This is a genomic window from Kordiimonas marina (assembly GCF_023006325.1).
GTDB classification, from domain to species: Bacteria; Pseudomonadota; Alphaproteobacteria; order Sphingomonadales; family Kordiimonadaceae; genus Kordiimonas; species Kordiimonas marina.
Genome location: NZ_JAINDF010000004.1, coordinates 185,476 through 206,410 on the forward strand (window position 1 = coordinate 185,476; position 20,935 = coordinate 206,410).

The 20,935-nt window shown below is 61.3% G+C and carries 17 protein-coding genes; 2 read left to right on the forward strand and 15 right to left on the reverse strand.

The genetic code is table 11. The features are described 5' to 3' along the window. Positions 1-171: 171 nt before the first annotated feature. From ftsZ to K6118_RS10325, 15 genes are all read right to left on the reverse strand, one after another. Positions 172-1,797 carry a cell division protein FtsZ gene (gene ftsZ / locus K6118_RS10255; protein WP_247120259.1) on the reverse strand — a complete coding sequence of 542 codons (1,626 nt, stop codon included), beginning with the start codon at positions 1,795-1,797 and terminating at the stop codon, positions 172-174. Positions 1,798-1,869: 72 nt separating this feature from the next. Then, on the reverse strand, positions 1,870-3,105 hold the full coding sequence (gene ftsA / locus K6118_RS10260; RefSeq protein WP_247120260.1) for a cell division protein FtsA: 1,236 nt from the start codon (positions 3,103-3,105) through the stop codon (positions 1,870-1,872). Between the two features lie 62 nt (positions 3,106-3,167). After that, a complete protein-coding gene (locus K6118_RS10265; protein ID WP_247120261.1) occupies positions 3,168-3,947 on the reverse strand; it encodes a cell division protein FtsQ/DivIB in 780 nt (259 codons plus the stop codon). Then, positions 3,944-4,876: a UDP-N-acetylmuramate dehydrogenase gene (gene murB, locus K6118_RS10270; protein WP_247120262.1), complete on the reverse strand. Its 933-nt coding sequence runs from the start codon at positions 4,874-4,876 to the stop codon at positions 3,944-3,946. The genes K6118_RS10265 and murB overlap by 4 nt, the downstream gene beginning before the upstream one ends. Positions 4,877-4,881: 5 nt before the next feature. Continuing rightward, on the reverse strand, positions 4,882-6,303 hold the full coding sequence (gene murC, locus K6118_RS10275) for a UDP-N-acetylmuramate--L-alanine ligase (RefSeq protein ID WP_247120263.1): 1,422 nt from the start codon (positions 6,301-6,303) through the stop codon (positions 4,882-4,884). Beyond that, complete coding sequence (gene murG / locus K6118_RS10280) at positions 6,303-7,412, reverse strand: undecaprenyldiphospho-muramoylpentapeptide beta-N-acetylglucosaminyltransferase (protein ID WP_247120264.1); 1,110 nt, start codon at positions 7,410-7,412, stop codon at positions 6,303-6,305. Before murG ends, murC begins: the two co-directional genes overlap by 1 nt. Then, positions 7,409-8,560 carry a putative lipid II flippase FtsW gene (gene ftsW, locus K6118_RS10285; protein WP_247120265.1) on the reverse strand — a complete coding sequence of 384 codons (1,152 nt, stop codon included), beginning with the start codon at positions 8,558-8,560 and terminating at the stop codon, positions 7,409-7,411. The genes murG and ftsW overlap by 4 nt, the downstream gene beginning before the upstream one ends. Next, positions 8,557-9,924 carry a UDP-N-acetylmuramoyl-L-alanine--D-glutamate ligase gene (gene murD / locus K6118_RS10290; protein ID WP_247120266.1) on the reverse strand — a complete coding sequence of 456 codons (1,368 nt, stop codon included), beginning with the start codon at positions 9,922-9,924 and terminating at the stop codon, positions 8,557-8,559. Before murD ends, ftsW begins: the two co-directional genes overlap by 4 nt. A gap of 7 nt (positions 9,925-9,931) precedes the next feature. Further along, the gene (gene mraY, locus K6118_RS10295) at positions 9,932-11,008 is read right to left on the reverse strand and encodes a phospho-N-acetylmuramoyl-pentapeptide-transferase (protein ID WP_247120267.1); all 1,077 of its coding nucleotides are present in this window, start codon (positions 11,006-11,008) and stop codon (positions 9,932-9,934) included. A 15-nt stretch (positions 11,009-11,023) separates the two neighbouring features. Then, positions 11,024-12,013, reverse strand: a complete 990-nt coding sequence (locus tag K6118_RS10300; RefSeq protein WP_247120268.1) for a hypothetical protein — start codon at positions 12,011-12,013, stop codon at positions 11,024-11,026. Then, positions 12,010-13,461, reverse strand: a complete 1,452-nt coding sequence (locus K6118_RS10305; protein WP_247120269.1) for a UDP-N-acetylmuramoyl-L-alanyl-D-glutamate--2,6-diaminopimelate ligase — start codon at positions 13,459-13,461, stop codon at positions 12,010-12,012. Before K6118_RS10305 ends, K6118_RS10300 begins: the two co-directional genes overlap by 4 nt. Before the next feature lie 11 nt (positions 13,462-13,472). After that, entirely contained in the window at positions 13,473-15,170 is a 1,698-nt protein-coding gene (locus K6118_RS10310; protein WP_247120270.1) for a peptidoglycan D,D-transpeptidase FtsI family protein, read from the reverse strand. After that, complete coding sequence (gene ftsL, locus K6118_RS10315; RefSeq protein WP_247120271.1) at positions 15,167-15,601, reverse strand: cell division protein FtsL; 435 nt, start codon at positions 15,599-15,601, stop codon at positions 15,167-15,169. The genes K6118_RS10310 and ftsL overlap by 4 nt, the downstream gene beginning before the upstream one ends. Further along, positions 15,594-16,619, reverse strand: a complete 1,026-nt coding sequence (rsmH, locus tag K6118_RS10320; protein WP_247120272.1) for a 16S rRNA (cytosine(1402)-N(4))-methyltransferase RsmH — start codon at positions 16,617-16,619, stop codon at positions 15,594-15,596. Before rsmH ends, ftsL begins: the two co-directional genes overlap by 8 nt. After that, entirely contained in the window at positions 16,616-16,927 is a 312-nt protein-coding gene (locus K6118_RS10325) for a division/cell wall cluster transcriptional repressor MraZ (protein ID WP_247120273.1), read from the reverse strand. Before K6118_RS10325 ends, rsmH begins: the two co-directional genes overlap by 4 nt. A 700-nt stretch (positions 16,928-17,627) precedes the next feature. On the opposite strand from K6118_RS10325, the gene K6118_RS10330 reads away from it, so the two are divergent. After that, positions 17,628-18,776 (forward strand): calcium-binding protein, encoded by a 1,149-nt coding sequence (locus tag K6118_RS10330; protein WP_281500747.1) that lies wholly within the window; start codon positions 17,628-17,630, stop codon positions 18,774-18,776. Positions 18,777-19,384: 608 nt separating this feature from the next. Further along, positions 19,385-20,836 carry a calcium-binding protein gene (locus tag K6118_RS10340; RefSeq protein ID WP_247120274.1) on the forward strand — a complete coding sequence of 484 codons (1,452 nt, stop codon included), beginning with the start codon at positions 19,385-19,387 and terminating at the stop codon, positions 20,834-20,836. Positions 20,837-20,935 lie beyond the last annotated feature (99 nt).

Sequence of the window (20,935 nt, forward strand, 5' to 3'; positions counted from 1 at the left end):
ACTAGGATTATTGCTGGTACATTTCTTGTTCCCTTTGTACCATGTATATATGGGGTACAACTGGTACATAAGAAAAGCAAGTAAAAAAGGTTTTCGTGGAGAATGCCTTCCATAGACACAAAAAAGGCCGGGGTTATCCCCGGCCTTTTTCATAATGCTATTGCCTGAAGCTTAGTTTTGCTGACGGCGCAGGAAGCTTGGGATTTCAAGCTGCTGCGTATTGTCTTCAGCGGGTTTCGGCGCCGGGCGCTCTTCCTCGCTGAGACCGCCAAGTTCAGGGCCTGATACGACAGCGCCGGCATCATTGGACGGCTCGGCCTTCGGCACTACAGGCTCAGTGTTTTCAGTCCGAAGACCGGACGTCATCAGCTGAAACAGGCTGCGGCGCTGCGGCGCTGCGTCCTGGGCAGGTGCTTCTGCCGTCGGTGCTTTCTTTTCCGGAGACCCACTGGCGTAAGCCGCTTCCTGGAACGGGTTCGCGCTCGTTGGCTGCGGTGCCGGATGGCTTGCCTTCGGCATCATCGGCGCGTCGGCCACGAAAGCATCCTCACCCTGTGCTGCTACGGCACGGGCTTCGAGGTCTTCCTTGGCCGGAGCTGCTTCGGCGGCTTCTTCAGCCACGTCTTCCGCCTGCGGCTCAGCCTGGCGCTCGACCTCTTCCTCGGTCATCAGCACGGCAACTTCAGCGAGGGACTCGCTGACCGTTGCTTCCGCGGCTACTGCAGTCTCCGTTTCTGCGGCAAGTTCGTCGGCAGCGTCGGCGGTTTCAACAACAGGTTCAGTCTGCGGCGCAGTTTCCCGGACAGGCCGGGGCGTATCAGCGGCACCCATGCCGCCTTCGATACCGGTTGCGACCACGGAGACCCGAAGCTTGCCTTCAAGGTCCTGGCTGAAGGCCGACCCGAAGACGATGAGCGCATCGGGGTCTACCTGGTCACGGACCATGTTCACGGCTTCGTCGACTTCATAGAGCGTCATATCCATGCCGCCGGTGACGTTGATGATAACGCCCTTGGCCCCCATGAGCGACGCTTCCTCCAGAAGCGGGTTCGAGATGGCAGCCGCTGCCGCGTCTTGTGCACGGGTTTCGCCTTCGGCTTCGCCCGTCCCCATCATCGCCTTGCCCATTTCCGACATCACGGTGCGGACGTCGGCAAAGTCGAGGTTGATGAGGCCCGGCATGACCATCAGGTCGGTAATGCCCCGAACACCGGAATGCAGCACTTCGTCAGCCATTTTGAAGGCGTCTGCGAAGGTGGTGCGCTCGTTCGCGACCCGGAACAGGTTCTGGTTCGGAATGATGATCAGCGTATCGACATGACCCGCGAGTTCCGAGATGCCGGCTTCCGCGATCTTCATGCGGCGCCCGCCCTCAAACTGGAACGGTTTGGTGACGACACCGACGGTCAGGATGCCCTTGTCACGGGCGCGCTTGGCGATAACCGGCGCCGCCCCCGTGCCGGTTCCGCCGCCCATGCCCGCGGTGATGAAGGCCATGTGGCAGCCGTTCAGCATGGCGTCGATATTGTCCGATGCTTCTTCTGCGGCCGCTTCGCCGATCTTGGGCTGGGCGCCTGCGCCCAGGCCTTGCGTGATTTCGACGCCAAGCTGGATGCGGTTGTCGGCGGCCGCGTTGGCGAGCGCCTGAGCATCCGTGTTGGCGACGACGAAGTCCACACCCTGCAGTTCGGCGCGGATCATGTTGTTGACAGCGTTACAGCCCGCGCCGCCAACACCGATCACCGCGATCTTCGGGGTGAGTTCGGTCAGTTCCGTATTTTCAAAGTCGATTGACATTGCCCAATACCTCCGTTTGATCCTTTATATCCTGCCGAGTCGCGCGTTACCAGCGAATCGACACTTTGCCCGTCAAAAATTATTCCTGACCCATTGTGTCAGACGGTTGAAAGTACCGCCTGCCGGGCCTTTTACCTTTTCCGGCTTGTTCTTTTTGGCCGCATCCTGAACTGGCCTGCGAACCACATAGATGAGAAGGCCGAGTGCGGCCGAAAAACTGCTGGCCTGCGCCGCCTGCGGCAGACCGTCGATCACCTCCGGCCGACCGATACGCACCTGGCGGCCGAGCACGCGGCTCGCCAGGTCCCGGATACCTTCGGCTTGGGCGACACCGCCCGTCAGCACCACACGCCGCCCGGCCACACCGGAGAAGCCCGATGCATCGAGCCGGTCACCGACAGTGGCGAGCAACAGTTCGAGTTCTTTCTGGATAACGCTGGTGAGCGCGCTTCTCGGCATCCGGGCGACACTGTCGCCGCCGCGTTCGCCAACCTGCGGCACTTCGATCTCCAGACGTTCATCCGCCGGATCGACAACCGCCGCGCCGTTGAAAGTCTTGAGCCGCTCAGCCTGGTCGAACGGGGCCAAAAGTGCGCGGGCCACCTGTTCGGTGATCATGCTGCCACCCATGGGCAGCACTTCCGCATGGACAAGCGCGCCCTGGGCAAAAACGGAAATACCCGTCGTCCCGGCGCCGATATCGATGCAGGCAGCACCCATTTTGGCTTCGTCCTCGACAAGCGTGGAAAGACCTGCCGCGAACGGCGCCAGAACCACCCCTGCCACACCAAGATGCGCCCGGCGCACACAGGCCTGCAGGTTCTGCAAGGGGCCGCTGTCGGCACTGACAACATGCAGGGCGACCGTCAACTTCTTGCCGTACATGCCGATAGGCGCCCGGACACCGAAATTGCCGTCCACCCCGTAGGCCGCGGCGAACATGTGCAGGATATTGTCTTCCTCCACATCCACGTCTTCGCGCGCCTTGGCGACGGCCCGATCGATATCAGCTTCGCTTACCGCATGGCCCGCGATATCAACCTGCACTTCGATGATCGTGCTTTTGGGTTCGCCGCCCGAGAAGGTCAGCCAGACATCGCTGATCGTGGTTCCAGCCATTTTTTCGGCCTGGTCGACGGAGGCGCGGATGGCTTTTTCCGTCATCTCCATATCAACGATGGCCCCAGAAGACACGCCGCCGCCATTGGCGCGGTTACCGACCCCGCGGACATGGATGGCCCCTTCGGCATCGACCTCGGCAATCAGGCACGCAACCTTGGCCGAGCCGACATCGAGTGCGGCGATCATTCCTTCCTGGACTGGTTTCAGTGGCTTCATCTTTCCTACTCAACACACCTGGGTTGATTTGTTTACATGGTCCATTCTTCGCCCTTCATCTGGCGGTGGCCTTCGGGCGAAACGCGCAAGACCATCCGGTCCTTCAGCCGCATGTCAATGACGCTGATTTCGCGTTCAAGCAAGCGGTGTTTGCGTTCAAATTCGATAAAACGGTTCCAGGCGGCTTCAGCGCCGTAGGGCTTCTGGTCTTCCTCCGGTAATTTCACCCGGATGCCGTTCGAAAAGATCAGGTCCCAGCGGCGTTCACCCACCCGCACGGCGCTGCGTACACGCGCTGCCAGTTCGGGGGATTTTTCGAGCATTGTCTCCAGCGCCTTCACGTGCGTCTGTGCACCATTGCCGACCACCAGCATCAGGTGGGCGAACTCACCCAGGCCCTTGTCGGTGATCACCACCCCGTCCGGGTCGATCAGGCGGATCTTGCCGTGGTCCTGCCACAAAGCATAGGGCTGGCGTTCATGCAGGCGGATATTCAACTCCCCCGGCAGCACACGGGTTACTTCCGCGCGTTTGACCCACGGCAATGCCTCCAGCTTCTTCTGGATCTGGCCGAGGTCGATGGCGAGAAGCGGCACACCGGTGTCAACATCGAGCGCGGCCAGCACATCCGAGCGCTTGCTGCGGTCGATCCCGTCAATCTTGAGGTTTTCAAGGACAAAACCGGCATCCCGCGTGCCTTCGACGAACAAGTTTTCCATCGACGGCGCCGCCACGACCGCATAGATGGCGGCCGGCGCCAAAAGCATCAGCGTCAGGAACATACCCCAATGGTGCCTGATTGCAGTCCTCATGCCTTTTGGCCTCCCGCATTATGGTTGCCGAGAATGCGGATTTCCCATTCGAGTTCCACACCCGTTTCTTCCTTCACCCGCTTGCGGACCATCTCGCCCAGCGTTTCGATGTCTTCCGCGCTGGCATCGCCGTGGTTGATCAGGAAATTGCAGTGCTTTTCCGAAACCTGCGCCCCGCCAACCCGGAGGCCGCGGCAGCCCGCCTTGTCGATCAGCTCCCAGGCTTTCATGCCGTCCGGGTTCTTGAAGGTGCTGCCGCCGGTGCGCGTGCCGATCGGCTGGCTTTCCTGCCGCTCGCTCATGATGCGCGCCATCTCGGCATTGATGTCATCCACATTGCCTGCCCGCCCCTGCAAGGAGCCGCTCAGGATGATCATGGCATCCGTGATCGCGCTTTCGCGGTAGCGATAGTCGAAATCCTCAGGCCGCAGTTCATGAACATGGCCATAGCGGTCGACCGCATGGGCATGCAGGAGGGCATCCTTGACCTCGGCCCCATAGGCCCCGGCATTCATGCGGAGCGCGCCGCCGATGGTACCGGGAACCCCAACCAGGAATTCAAGGCCAGTCAGCCCTGCCCGCGCGGCAGCCTTGGCAACATGCACGTCCATGGCCGCAGCCCCGGCTTTCACCACATCGCCGCGAATGACGATATTGGCAAACGCCCGGCCAAGACGGAGCACGACACCATCCACGCCGCCATCACGGACCAACAGGTTGGAGCCGACACCGATAACGGTAAGCGGCACATCCCCCGGCAAATGCCGCAGGAAAGCCACAAGGTCCGCCTCATCGGCCGGCTCGAACAGCACGTCGGCCTCGCCTCCGGTCCGGAACCAGCTAAGCCGGGCCAGCGGTGCCTTCTTGACAAGCCGGCCACGGACATGCGGCAGGCTGTCGAGAAAACTCAATTTTTTCTGTTCAGCCATCAGTTTCACCCCTCATGGTTACCCCCAAGTTTCACCAATGCGTCCGGCAGGTCGTTCGCCCACTTACTGATCGACCCAGCCCCAAGACACACAACAACGTCCCCCTCCGACGCGTGACGGCGGATGGCGTCTGCGAGGTCGCTTTCGCCCTCAATCGCTTCGACATGACGGTGGCCATGGGCCTTAAGCCCCTCAACCAGATGGTCACGGTCCGCGCCTTCAATCGGCTGCTCGCCCGCTTCATAAACCGGCGCGACAAGCACAGCGTCAGCATCGTTGAAGCAGGTACAGAATTCTTCGAAAAGGCTATGAAGCCGGCTGTAGCGGTGCGGCTGGACAACCGCGATAACCTTATGGTCGAAACTGTCGCGCGCGGCTTTGAGGACCGCCGCGATCTCGACCGGGTGATGGCCGTAATCGTCGATGATGGTGACACCGTCCACCACGCCCGTGCGGGTGAAGCGGCGTTTAACCCCGCCGAAATTCTTGAAAGCGGCGCGGAGCACGTCATCAGATGCGTTCATCTCAAGCCCGACCGCGATGGCCGCCAGGGCGTTCTGAACATTGTGCTGCCCCGGCATCGGCAGGCTGATATTCGCAATTACACGGTCCTCGCCGTCAGCCCGCGCGCGCACCACCGCATCGAAGGTCACCACCCCCGCCTTGGACCGGATATTGGTTGCGCGGACATCCGCCTGCGCCGACAGGCCATAGGTGACAAAGCGGCGACCCCGGATATGGGAAATCAACGCCTGCACTTCCGGGTGGTCGATGCACAGGATAGCGGCGCCATAAAAGGGCACGCGCTCCACAAAGGTGCGGAAGGCTTCCTTTTCGGCTTCGAACGTGCCGTAGAAATCCAGATGCTCGGCATCCATGTTGGTGACGACGGCAATGGTCGCCGGCAGCTTGACGAAGGTACCGTCGCTTTCATCGGCTTCAACCACCATCCACTCGCCTTCACCCAGGCGCGTGTTGGTGCCGTAGCTGTTGATGATGCCGCCATTGATCACCGTCGGGTCGATACCCGCGGCTTCCAGAACGGTGGCAACCATCGAAGTCGTTGTGGTCTTGCCGTGGGTTCCCGCGACCGAGACACACCATTTCAGGCGCATCAGTTCCGCCAGCATCTCGGCCCGGCGGACAACCGGGATCATCCGGGCGCGCGCTTCCACCACCTCCGGGTTGTCTTCCTTGATCGCGGAAGAAACCACCACGACGCGGGCATCGCCAAGGTTTTCGGCCTTTTGTCCGATCTTCACCTCGATGCCCAGCTTCCGGAGGCGCTGCACATTCGCACTTTCGGACGCATCCGAGCCCTGTACGCTATAGTCCAGGTTATGCAAGACTTCCGCGATACCGGACATGCCGATACCGCCGATACCGACGAAGTGAATCATGCCAATGTCGAACGGAATACCGCGCATCAGGCTTTACCCTCTTTCTTACTGATACTGATTACAAGCGCTGCCAGCTCATCAGCCGCATTGAGCCGCGCCAGCGTGCGCATATTCTCGGAAGCATCCCTCAGGGCGCCCATATCGGAGAAAAGTGTCTCCAGCTTTTCGTGGAGCGCTTCGACCGTGAAGGCTTTTTCTTCCATCATCCAACCGGCCCGCGCGGCGACCACCGCTTCAGCATTCGCCCGCTGGTGATCATCCGCCGCGATAGCCAGTGGCACAAGGATCGCCGGGCGGCCCATGGCCGTCAGCTCCGCCAGCGTGGAAGCGCCTGCCCGGCAGATCACAAGCTGGCTGCGGGTCAGCACTGAGCCAACATCATCAAAATAGGGTTGCACCCGCGCGCGAATGCCCGCCGCCTTATAGGCTTCGGTGACACGCTCCAGGTCTTCCGGCCGTGCCTGGTGAATAACGTCGAACCGGTGGCGGCAATCGTTCCCGAACGCCGCCAGCGCCGCGGGAACCACATCCGACAGGATGCGCGCGCCCTGGCTGCCGCCGAGGATGAAAACACGGATATCCCCTGCCCCAAGCGGCACGGCATAGGCAAGGTTCGCAAGCTTGGCGATCATCTGCCGGACCGGGTTTCCGGTCACCACCGTATGCACCCATTCAGGCACGCGCTGGGTATAGGTGACGCTGAGCGCCACAGCCGCAGCATGTTCGGCCATATGACGGTTAACCCGGCCAAGAACGGCATTCTGTTCATGCAGGACATACGGAATTCTGAGGCTCCGCGCCGCCAGAACCGCCGGCAGCGATGGGTAGCCACCAAAGCCGACCACGACATCCGGCCGCTCGGCCTTGAAACGCTTACGCACCTGCAAAGTGCTTTTGCCGATACTGACAAGCGCCTTCAGCTTACCGACAAGCCCCCCTGCCATATGGCTGGTGGCATCAAGGACAAACCGGTCGAACCCGGCGAGCGCATTGCCGATGGCATCCCCGCGCTTGTCGGTGATGAGCGACACTTTGCAGCCTTTATTCTTGAGCACGCCAGCGACGGCCTCCGCGGGCATCATATGCCCGCCGGTGCCCCCGGCTGCCAGAACGATATAGGGCGTGCCTGCGCTCATTCAGCCGCCCTCCAGCCAATGGGATCGGTGCCCGGACGAATAAAGCGGTTCCGGCGCGTGAGCGCCAGCACCATACCCATGCCGATCGCCAGCGCAACCATCGAGGACCCACCATAGGAGACAAACGGCAGGGTCATACCCTTGGACGGCAGAAGCGCCAGGTTCACGCCGACGTTGATCAACGTCTGCAGGCCGAACTGCATAATGAGGCCAGCCGCCGCCATCAGGCGGAACGGGTTTTCCTCTTCCAGAAGGTGGGCAAGCCCGCGAACCACAAGCCCCGCGAACAGGGTCAGCAGCATTACGCAGGCGATGGCGCCGAACTCTTCGCCCATCACCGCGAAGATATAGTCGGTGTGCGCGTCCGGCAGGCTGAGCTTCACAACACCTTCACCCGGGCCAGTGCCCAGAAGGCCGCCCGAATGGAACGCCTGAATAGCCTTGTCCGCCTGATAGGTGTCCCCGCTTGCCGGGTTGATGAAACGGTCGATCCGGCTGGCGACGTGCGGCAGAAGCGCATAGCCCATGCCGACACCAACCAGCCCGGTCAACCCCGCAACCGTCAGCCACATCAGCGGCAGCCCGGCAATGGCCATCTGCGCGAAGAAGACAGCACTGATCAGCACGGTTTGCCCGAAGTCAGGCTGTGAAATCAGGAGGGCGACCACGACGGCATAGATGCCGAACGCGACACGCTTGGCCGGAATGCTGTCATCCGTGAACTGGGCCGAGAGGATCCAGGCGGTGACGACGAAGAAGAAGGGCTTCAGGAATTCGGACGGCTGCAACGTGAAACTGCCGATCTGGAGCCAGCGGGTCGCGCCCTTGATTTCCGGCCCGACGAACAGTGTCGCCAGCATAAGGATCATCATCACCGGCAGGCCAATGATGGCCATCCGGCGCACAAGCGCGGTCGACAGCATGGAAATACCGAATATGGTGACCAGCCCCACCCCCAGGAAGAAGGCCTGGCGCTTGACGAAATGAAACGGGTCGAGACCGATCCGCTCGGCCACCGCCGGGCTTGCGGTCAGCGTCAGCCAGATACCGACCATCACCAGCGCCAGGATCAGAACCAGCATCAAGCGGTCCACAGTCCACCACCAGCGGGAGACCAGCGAATTGTCATTGCGCGAAAAGGCAATCATGCGTCCGCTCCCTTCATGAGGCCCTCAACAAGGGCACGGAAGGTGGCGCCCCTGTGCTCGAAATCCCGAAACTGGTCAAAGGCGGGGCATGCAGGTGACAGGAGAACCGTATCCCCGTCCGCCGCATCGGCACGGGCCAGCTCCAGCGCATGGGCCAGATCATGGCAATCGATATAATCGACATGGCCGTTGATACCGGAGGCGATAGCGTCTGCCGCCTCACCGATCAGATAGGCGCGCTTCACATTGCCCATATGGGCTGCGAGCGCATCGAAGCTTTTATCCTTCGGCCTGCCACCCGCGATCCAGAGGATGCTGCGGAAGGAGCCGAGCGCGCGCTCGGCGGCGTCGACATTGGTCGCTTTGCTGTCGTTGACGTAGCGAACACCGTCTATCGTGGCGATCACTTCCTGCCGGTGCGCAAGGCCCGGGAAGCTCTCGAACGCGGCCAGAATGGCCTCCGGCGCAAAGCCGAGCAAGCGCCCGGCCCCATATGCCACAGCCGCATTCTGCCAGTTATGGCGGCCTCTGAGCACGGTCAGACCGGCAATGCTGCCGACCGCCGTGGCCGTGCCGTCCCGGTCATCGATCAGCATCCCGTCCTCGGTGACATAAATGCCGCTGGGGGCGGTTTTCATCACCGACACGGGAACGGCCCTGTCGCCGAGTTCCGCGGCGATGGCGGCCCCGTAGGCGTCATCCACCCCGATGATGGCGGCAGCACCCGGGCGCTGCATATCAAACAGCTTGCGCTTGGCGGCAACATAACCGGCCATATCGCCGTGCCTGTCCAGATGGTCAGGCGTGATGTTCAGAAGAATGGCGATATCGGCGGTGAAAGACCGGGTCAGGTCGATCTGGAACGACGACATTTCAAAGACATAGACGCCATCTTCCGGCAAAGCGTCGAGCGACAGGATACCTGTGCCGATATTGCCACCGATGGCCGCCGGGCGACCGCAGGCCGCAACCATATGGCCGATCAGCGCCGTGGTGGTCGACTTGCCGTTGGTGCCGGTAACCGCCACCGTTTTGTGCGCAGGCAGTTCAGCCCGCGCGGCTTCGAATACATCGAAATCGCTGATCGTCGGCACCCCTGCGCCTTGCGCCTTTTTGACAAGCGTGTGCGGCTCAGGGTGCGTCAGCGGCACGCCCGGGGCCAGCATCAGGGCATCAAGGGTTTTGAAATCCAGAGCGTAAAGGTCATCAGCATGGGGAACCGCCGCTTTCTGGCGATCGACATTGTCATCCCACGCGTGAACATGGGCGCCACTTGCCTTCAGCGCCTCAACGGCTGCAAGCCCGGTCCGAGCGAGGCCAAAGACCCCGACGTCCTTGCCCTTATATGCCGATGCCGTGATCATTTACGCCTTACCTCAGCTTCAGGGTTGCAAGGCCTACAAGGGCCAGGATGACGGAGATGATCCAGAAGCGGATAACGATGGTGGGTTCGGCCCAGCCCTTCTGTTCATAGTGGTGATGGAGGGGCGCCATGCGGAACACGCGCTTGCCGGTCAGCTTGAAGGAAGCGACCTGCACGATCACCGAAATGGTCTCAAGCCAGAACAGGCCGCCGATGATGCCGAGCACGATCTCATGCTTGGTGACAACCGCCATGGACGCGAGCGCGCCGCCGAGGGCAAGCGACCCCGTGTCTCCCATAAAGACCATGGCAGGCGGGGCGTTGAACCACAGGAAGCCGAGCCCTGCGCCGATCATGGCCCCCGCCAGCACAGCGAGTTCGCCGGCGCCTGCCACATAAGGCACACCAAGATAAGCCGTATAGACCGTACTGCCGACAAGATAGGCGATAAGGCCGAAAGCCGAAGCCGCAATGATCACCGGCACGATGGCAAGACCGTCCAGCCCATCGGTCAGGTTCACGGCATTGCCGCCCCACACCATGACCAGCATGGCGAAAGGCACATAGAAAATGCCCATGTTGATCAGGTAATTCTTGAGGAACGGCAGCGCCAGCGTGTCGCCGTTGATCGTGGAAATCCAGTAGGCGACAGCACCCGTGACCAGGAACTCCAGCAGGAGCCGCAGCTTGCCCGGAACCCCGGCCGAGGTGCGCTTCGTCACCTTAAGATAGTCATCAACGAAGCCTATAGCCCCGAACGAGAGCGTGACGATCATCACCGCCCAGACATAGGGGTTGGAAAGGTCCGCCCACAGGAAGGTGGAAACGCCAAACGCCAGCAGGATCATGAAGCCGCCCATCGTCGGCGTGCCAGCCTTGGTGATGATATGGCTTTGCGGGCCGTCCTCGCGGATCGGCTGGCCCTTCTTCTGCTTGGCCTTGAGCCAGCGGATGATGCCGGGGCCGAAAATGAAGCAGATGATCAGCGCGGTCAGCACCGCGCCACCCGTGCGGAACGTCAGGTAACGGAACAGGTTGAACATGCCACCATGTTCGGAATATTGGCTGAGCAGATTATAAAGCATGTTCCTTACTCCCTACTATTCCGCAAGCGCCCGGCGCGCGGTCGCCCACTGGGATGCATCAGGCCCTTCGGCCCAATCGCTCTCTTCCATATCGTCATTCAAGGCTGACCCCAGGCCCGCGAGACAAAGCGCGGCCCGGCCGAGATCAGCATCCGCGGCTTTCACCGCCGCCAGGATCATCAGGCTCAGGGCGACCCAATCAGCACCTGCGATGCCGACCTTATAGGTCACGGGGACACCGTCTATATCCGCGCTCAGGCAAGTGCAATGGCTGTGTTCGATGATTTTGGCCGGGCGGACCGCGGCTTTCCGGGTCATGGAGACGGTCATCACCTGCCGTCCATCTTCCACGGCACGGCGCGCGAAGGAAGCGGCAGCCTTATCCGTGATATCGACAACCAGAACCGCCTCTTTCGGGAGCGCGGACAGAAGCCCATCCACCCCTTGCACGCCGCCCGCCCCGACAAGCACCACATGCGGCGCAATCAGGCCGATGAGGTCGGCATCAGCCTCCAAATCAAACAGACCATAGCGTGCGCTCCGCTCAAGCCGCGCCAGCGCGAGGGCGATGCGGACAGAGGGTGCAAGCCCCTCATCGGCAGCCTGCACTTCAACATCAAGCCCAAAAACCTGTGCGAGGATAGCCGTGACAGCCCCCCTCATGTCGCCAAGTACCGCGACACGGGTCGCCGGTGCCCGGTCCCGCGCCTTCACCGCCATCTGCCTCAGGACAGTTTCGGTATTATCAACATGCACGAGCCGCGGGTCGTCACCGCCAAGTCCGGCCTGACGATTATCGACCAGCGCCGCAATGGCCCCGCGGGACAAGGCTTCGGACACATCGAGAACATCATCCCCGTGCCCAAGCGCGACATAAAGCGTGCCAGGCATTACCTTCTGCCCGGCGATATCCAGCCGGTCGGCATACCAGGGCCGGGCAGACGCAATGCCGCACCCGGCGCGAAGCTCAGCGGAGGTCCACAGGGGCACATCAAGCTGCATCACTCGCCCTCCCCCGCTAGAATTGCCCGCACCGCCTCGATATCCGAGAAAGGCAGTATCTTGTCACCGACGATCTGGCCTTCTTCATGGCCTTTGCCCGCGACGATCAGCATATCGCCATGCTCAAGCTCGCGGATCGCGGTCCGGATCGCCTCGCCACGGTCCCCGATCTCGGTAGCGTGCTCGCTTGCCGCCATGATCTCGGCGCGGATCGCGGCCGCGTCTTCGCTTCTCGGGTTGTCGTCGGTCACGAAAACCTTGTCGGCAAGCGCTGCGGCCAGCGCGCCCATCTGCGGACGCTTGCCGCTATCGCGGTCACCACCACAGCCGAACACGACCAGAAGCCGCTTGGGATTGTGCGCCCGCGCGGCCTGAAGCACGGTCTTGAGACCATCCGGCGTGTGGGCATAGTCAACGAAGACGGCGCCGCCCGATTTGGATTTGCCGATCAGCTCCATCCGCCCCGGCACACCCCTGAGGTGCGCGAGCGCCGCGAACGCATCCACGGGATCCGCACCGGTCGCGATGGCGAGCCCCGCGGCCACGAGCGCGTTGCCTGCCTGGAAGAAGCCGACAAGCGGCAGGTTGATCTTGTGGGTCAGCCCCGCGTGGGTGACGGTAATTTCCTGGCCTGTCTGGTTAACAGTTTGCCCGGTAAGGCGAATTTTCGCCCCTTCCCCGGTGCCGACGCTCAGGCTCACGAGCCCGCGCGCCCAGACGATATCCTCAAGGATCTGCCCCCACGGGTCATCGACATTGATGACCGCGGTGGACCCCGGCGCGAGCAGTTCTCCGAACAGACGGGCTTTGGCGAAGAAATAGCCCTGCTCGGTCTTGTGATAATCCATATGGTCGCGGGTGAGGTTGGTGAAGGCCGCCGCCTTCAGGTGCACCCCATCAAGCCGGTACTGGTCAAGCCCGTGGCTGGAAGCCTCAATCGCGGCATGGGTCACGCCCGCGTCCGCGAGGTCCTTCAAGGCGGCATGAAGCGCCATCGGGTCCGGCGTCGTCAGCCCGCCCGATACATTGACATGCTCGGAGCGCACGCCAAGCGTACCGACACTGGCGGCCTCAAGCCCGAGATGCTGCCAGATCTGGCGGGTAAAATCAGCGACCGAGGTTTTGCCGTTGGTGCCAGTCACCGCCACCATGGTTTCAGGTTGGGCATGGTAATAGCGGGACGCGAGATCGGCATAACGCCTGCGCGGGTTCTGGTCCTCAACCACCGGCACGCCGATATCATCCGGCGCACCATGCGGCGTGGTCAGAATGGCGGTCGCGCCTTTCGCGACTGCATCGCGGATGAAGGTACGGCCATCCATCTTGGTGCCGGGCAGCGCGACGAACAGGTCCCCCGGACGCACGGCACGGCTGTCAACGGTCATGCCCGAGATACGAACATCTCCCGCTACCTTTCTGCCGCCCAGCAATTCCGTCAGGGTTAGTGTCATTGGCCCCTATCCTACCGGTGGTGTTTATAGTCGTGGATGAGGAGGGAGGTCTTCTGATAGAGCCCCTCGTCTTCCTTCCGCGGCGCGATACCCAGAAGCGGCGCCGTCCGCAAAATCACATTCTTGACCACAGGGGCTGCCACCCAGCCGCCGGTCTTGTAGCCAAAGGTTTCCTTGGTGCCGTGCGGCTCATCGAGGAGCGCGAACACCACATAGCGCGGGTCATCCATCGGGTAAGCGCCGACGAAGGACGAGATCAGCGAATGCCGGGCATAGCCGCCATTTTCCGCCTTCTCGGCCGTCCCGGTCTTACCGCCGACACGGTAGCCGATGGCGTTGGCCCGGCCGCCCGTGCCCTTCATCACCGTCAGGCGCAGAAGCTGGCGGATCTTGCGGCTGGTCGCCGGGCTGATCACCTGCCGTCCGCCATGGTGCAAACCGCTCGTATGGATAAGCGTGGCCGGCATCAGCCGCCCACCATTGACCATCGCCGAAATACCGGTGGCCAGCTGGACCGGGCTCACCGCGATACCGTGCCCATAGGAGATGGTCATTGTGGAAATTTTGTGCCACTGAGCGGGATAAATTGGGGCACCGACTTCGCTGAGCTCCAGGGTCGACGGCTGCAACAGCCCAACCTTGGACAGGAAGGCCTGCTGGCGTTCGGTGCCGAGGTCCAGCGCCATCTGCGCCGTCCCGATGTTCGACGAATAGACGAAAATCTCCGGCACGCTGAGGAATCTGTTGCGCGGATGGTCATCATGGATGGTGAAGCGCGCCACATGCAGGGGCTTCGAGGCATCATAGCCGTCATTCATCGTGACCACACCGTCATCAAGCGCCGCGGCGAAGGTGAAGGTTTTCATGGTGGAGCCAAGCTCATACACACCCTGGCTCACCCGGTTGAAGCGTTCATCGGCGCTGACGCCGGTCACATTGTTGGGGTCATAATCCGGCAGGGACACCATGGCGAGCACTTCGCCGGTGTTGACGTCCATCACAAGGCCCGCGGCCCCCACAGCCTGATAGGCGTTCTTGGCGGCTTCCAGCTCATCGGCAAGGGCATACTGCACCCGTACGTCGATCGACAGCTTCACAGGCTCGGTGGTCCGGTCCGGGTCGTCCAGGCGGTCATTGAAGAAATGCTCCACCCCGGCCAGGCCCTTGCCGTCCACATCGACGAAGCCGAGCGCATGCGCGGCCAAGCGCCCGTGCGGGTAAACCCGCTCTTCCTCATCCTGGAACGCGAAGGCCGGAATACCCAGCGCATTGACCTGCCATTTTTCACGCGGCGTCAGCTTGCGCTTGAGCCACACGAACTTACGGCCGGAGGACAGCTTTTCCTCAACATCCGCCAGCGACAGGTCCGGCAGCACCGAAACCAGTTTGGCAGCCGCCAGTTTCGGGTTCTTGATCTCGCTCGGGTTGGCGTAAAGCGAGGAGGTTTCCAGGTTGGTCGCCAGAATTTCACCGTTGCGGTCCACGATATCGGCACGCGCCACCTTGACCGGCGGCACCTCGATCGTACGGGTCGCTACCTGCTTTTCCGCCGTGGTGCTGATCCCAAGCTCAATGGTCCGCGCCGCCATGATGGCAAAGCCCAAAAGAAACAGCAGCACCGCAACCGTCAGCCGCCCACGGGCGATTTCCAGCGCCGTCTTGCGCTCCCCTTCCAGAACCGGGCTATGATAACTGTAGGCGACGCTCACAGGGCTTGTCCTTTCTGGTTGGTTTGGGGTTTACGTACACCCGCCTCCTGGCTTGTGGCCTGAAGGCCGGACTGGGCGGAACTCGGCTTGTCTTTCTTGGTCTCGCGGCTGGGCAGCAGCACACCCGGGTCCTCGACCTCACCGGCGCTACGCGGCCGGAAAGGGATAACGTCCGGGTTGGTCAATACTTGCGATGCCCTCGGCGGCATCAGTGCCAGGAACTTGGCAGACTGGTTTTCAAGCGCGCGCGGCGTGGTCAGATACGCCCACTCTGCATCCAGCACGCGGATAGCTTCCTGGTCGTCATGGATTTTGTCGGCAAGCGCCTGGACCTGATCGGCCTTGTCCTGAACAACAAGCTTGAGCTTGAGGACCGCGGCCCCGGAGATGAGGGCCGTCACGGCGGCGAATGCGGTTACCAATCTACGCATGTGCTTTTCCCCCTTTGCCGGCCTGCTTCCACGCAGGCGCAGCCGTCCTGATGGCTTGGCGAAGCCGGGCGGAACGCGACCGCGGGTTTTCCGCTTCTTCGCGTGCACCCGGCTTCTTGGCTCCCTTAAGCCTGAGCTCGAATGTCGGTTTGGGACCGGTATCCACCGCCTGCGGCAAATGGCGGCTGCCGCCGGGCAGGCGGCCCGCGCGCTCGGTCATGAACTGTTTGACCATCCGGTCTTCAAGAGAATGGAAAGCGACGATCACCAGCCGCCCTTCCGGGGCGAGCAGCGCCTCTGCGCCTTCAAGCCCGCGCTGAAGTTCACCCAGTTCGTCATTCACATGAATACGCAGCGCCTGGAAGGTACGGGTAGCCGGATGAACGGCCTTCATGCCCTTCTTCCGGGGCGGAATACCCAAGGTGCGCTCAATGATAGAGGCCAGCGTGCGGGTACGGGTAATCGGCTCCTCATCCCGGGCGCGCACGATGGCGGCCGCAACCCGGCGGGACTTTTTCTCTTCACCATACTGATAGATCAGGTTGGCAAGCGCCGTTTCGTCGTACGTGTTGACGACATCGGCCGCGCTTTCGCCCGACCGCGCCATGCGCATGTCCAAGGGGCCATCCTCCATGAAGGAGAAGCCGCGCTCAGCCTCATCAAGCTGGAAGGACGACACGCCGATATCGAGCACGACACCGTTGACGGCCTCGATACCCGCGCCCCGGACGAGCGACGCCATATCGCCGAAGCAGCCTTCAAGCATATGGAAGCGGTCACCGAACTCGGCTTTCAGGGCCGCAGACCGCCGGATCGCGTCCGGGTCCCGGTCGATGGCATAGACGGTGCAATCAGCTGCCTCAAGAATGGCGCGCGTATAGCCGCCGGCACCAAACGTGCCGTCGACATAAATTTCACCATCTTTGGGATCAAGCGTGGCCAGAACCTCAGCCAGCATAACGGGGATATGCTGGCCGGCACCGTCTTTTGTATGGCGATGGCCCGGCGCTACGCTCATGGACGACCTCCCCCGAAGGGCGGAAGTTTGGGGGCGGTGTCTGCGGCCACAGCCATTTGCTGGGCACGGTGGGCTTCAAAGGCTTCAGGGTTCCAGATCTGGAACTTGCGGCCGATACCGACAAAGGTGGCGGCGGCATCGATACCCGCGAAAGCCTTCAGGTCATTTGGCAGCATGACCCGGCCTTCGGGGTCGAACGACAGCTGGCTCGCGCCGGCGAGAATGGCGGTGGCGACAGACATTTGATCGGGGTCGAAGGGACCAAAGTCGCCGTAAAGCCGGTCGGAGAGCTGTTCAAGGAAGGTCATATCCGCCCCTTCGATACAGGGCAGGTTTAGCGGACGATAAACGACAATACCGGGGAATTGGCTTTGGGAAACGGCGGCACGAAAGGCTGCCGGAACGGACACGCGTCCCTTCTTGTCAACCTTGTTCGTAAATGTGGACAGGAAAAATGCCATTGTCCCGTTTCCCCCGAATTTCCCCACCGGCACGCCGCCAAACGCACGAGCAGGCATCCAGATCGTCATCTGGACCTATTTGGGATATCATGGGTTTCTATAGGTGGTCAATGGGACTTTATGGGATTAAGTGCGTTTTTCTGGGCATAAAGATAAGCCACAAAAGCACAAATATTCCTTTTGATTCATATAGATGTTACATTTTGTTCTTTTAATGTTCCGCATAAAAATGTGCTGATAGGGCTTCCTAGTCGGGGGCACGATGGGACAGCATGGGAAACTGGCAAACCAGACACGCCCCTCCTCTCAAGCGCCGCCCCCATGGCATCCCATATAGTTCCCAAATCGGCCGCCCCACCCTGCCACTCGGCCCCTTGGATACCATTGGGCCCTAAACCAATATCCAAATTGACCGGCCCACTCAGAAAGATTATCCGCATTTTTACTTTCATTTTATTCGCGCCCCGAAAATGAGGCACAGATGAAAGTACAAAGAAAAAAATCTAGACAGCGAAGCGGGGCCTAATACCCCGCGTGGAGACTTGAAATGACAACACTGACCGGCACAACCGGGGACGATACATTGATCGGCAGCCCCGGAAACGACATCTTTTCAGGCGGCACAGGATCGGACGTGTTCGTCCTGGCATCAGGCGGCTACAGCGACTGGGGAGCAGATCGGATTACCGACTTCCTTCCCGGCGCCGACACCATCGACCTTTCGGCAACCGACCTGCATTATTTTGACCTCACCCTGACGGCGTCCGACGGCGGTACGCTCATCACAGACGGCCTTGGCAATAGCCTGATGCTGGACGGCGTCGATGTGGCGGAAATGAATAATGACCAATTCGTCTTTGCCACGTCCGTATACGTTGGCGGCACATCAGGCCCCGACCGGCTTGTGGGTACCGATGATAACAATGAAATCCTGGCAGGCGGGGGCAACGATACCATTATCGCCGGGAGCGGCCACGATACTGTGCAGGCCAGCATCGGCGACGACAAGGTCTGGGCTGGGGCGGGCGATACCGGACGAGACATCCTGATCGGTGGCATCGGCAATGATACCATGGCAGGCGGCGCAGGGAATGACCTGCTTATCGGCGGCAACTCCGGCACCCTCAACCAGGAAGCAGGCCAGGACCACCTGATGGGGGGCCTGGGCAATGACACGCTGATTGCCGGGCATTGGCTGGACCAGAACGGCAACAACCGCTTCGACACGGGAGAAGCCAAGGCAGGAGAAGGGTCGAGCGTCTTGTGGGGCGGTCGTGGTGATGACCTGCTGATTGGCGGCAACGGCAACGACACACTCGGCGGCGGACAGAACAATGACACACTGTCAGGCGGCGCGGGTGATGACCGCCTGTTCGGCGGCGTCGGAGATGACAGCATGGAAGGCGGCCTTGGCGATGATTCCCTGTGGGGTGGCCTGGGTAACGACACGCTCACTGGCGGTGATGGCGCTGACCATTTCATCTTCGGACGAACAAGTGGCAATGACACCGTAACCGACTTCAATGCCGATACGGATGTCCTGGACCTCACTGCCGCAGGCTTCGCTGACAGAGATGCTCTGCTTGCCGCCACGCACACTGACGGAGCCGACCTTGTCATCAGCTTCGGCGACACTGTCATCCACCTTTCGAACATGACGTTGGACGACCTTTTACCAGGCGCCGTACTTCTTTAATTAAGCACACGGGGATAGCCCGGATAACCCAATGAGACGTGAAAAGGAGGCTTCGGCCTCCTTTTATCGAGGCGAAGAATCATGACCCACAAAAGATGGCCCGCGACACACGCTCAGAAGGCCTCATTGGGGGCGCTGTGGCATCCAACGCCCCCTCGGTCCACCTCCGAAGCAACGACACCATCGGGATGGCGTCAGTAAGCGTGGTGCTGGCTCAACATTCATACCGTTAAAGCCCCCCTCAAACGGCATGGGAAACCACAAGTCCATGCAAAGACTCCGATCCCGCAGACCATCCCACGGCGTCCCAAATCAGCCTTAGGGGAATGCGAAACAACATACCGGTGTCAGGGCAGCGTAATTTTTTGGATTTTTTTTCAGAGGCTGGACCCAGCCACTGGCGGCCAACCACCATCACAAACGCCCCGAAAGCCCGGAATTCCGCGGTTCATTGCGGCGGAGGCCGACCTTGAAATAGTTAAAATTTTCCGGTTCTTTTACTATAAGCCACTGCAATCATTATGCTTTCCGTAACAAACCCACCATAAACTTTCGTCCATCAGGCAGTTAAAAGCCGCCTATCCAGGCAATTTCAGGAGGCACTCACAGTGGCATCTTATGATCCTTATCAGGCCGGAGATCTCTTCGGCCCGCAAAGCTTTGGCATGGAAGCCGTCCCACAGGCGGCAACAACGGCCAACGGCGATACACTCACCGGTTCCAATAGCGACACCCTTACCGGCTCCAACGGCGACACCTTGACGGGGTCCAATGGCGACACGCTCACTGGCTCGAACGGCGATACGCTCACCGGTTCCAACGGGGACACCTTGACGGGATCGAACGGCGATACACTCACCGGCTCGAACGGGGACACGTTGACCGGCTCGAACGATGACACGCTGACCGGTTCGAACGATGACACGCTCGATGGCACATCGAACGATGACACCTCGAACGGCGACAGTTCCAACGACGACAGCTCCAACGACGATTCAGATCACGGCCAGGCTGGCGAGCACGGCCAAGGCGCCGAACACGCCAACGACCATGCCGAATTTTTGCGCGGCGACAGCAACGACGATGTCATCGATGCCGGTAACGGCGACGACACTATCGTGGGCGGCGCTGGCGCAGACACCATCGACGGCGGCGACGGCAACGACAAGATGTGGGCTGGCAAAGGCGACGAGTCCGATGACACCTTCTCCGGTGGCAATGGCGATGACGTCATGGGCGGCGGTAATGGCAACGACAGCCTGTTCGGTGGCGAACATGGCAACGGCCATGGTCATCACGCGTCTGGCGCCGACACGATCTTCGGCGGCAACGGCGATGACGTGATCGTCGGCGGCAACTGGGAAGACACCAACGGTGACGGCCTGGTCGATAGTGGTGACACGTTCGACGACGGCACCGGCGCGACCGCCAATAGCGATGCCCTCTGGGCTGGCGAAGGCGCCGATACGGTCTATGGCGGCGCAGGCGGCGACAAGGTCGGCGGCGGCGACGGCGACGACGACATCAACGGCCTCGATGGCAACGACACGCTTTATGCCGGTCACAGCGGTAACGATGACGTCTCCGGCGGTAACGGCGACGACATGTGCTTCGGCGGCAACGGCAGCGACACGGTCGACGGCGGCAACGGCGACGACAAGCTGTTCGGCGGCACCGACGATGATACGGTGACCGGCGATGCCGGCAGCGATCGCCTCTATGGCGGTGAAGGCAATGACGACCTGAACGGTGGTGACGGCAACGACACGTTGTTCGGCGGCCAGGGTGACGACACCATTACCGGCGGCAACGGCGACGACATCCTTCATGGGGGTGCTGGTGCAGACCAGTTCGTCTTCGACAGCACGTCCGGCAACGATGTCATCAAGGACTTCGAAGCAGGCTCCGACATGCTCAACTTCTCGGCGGCCGGGGTTCAGTTCAGCGACCTCACCATCACCGACACCAACGATGGCATGATGATCACCTGGGGCGACAACAGCCTGCTGTTGACCGACGTGCACGGCACGGCGGACCCGGCCTGGTTCGACTTCATCTAACTTCCAAGCACGCCTGCCCGCGCGGACCCCGCGCGGGCGATCCCCTTCTCCCGGGGCCGGTCATCACCATCCAGACCAGCCTCTCTCCGAAATGCGCAA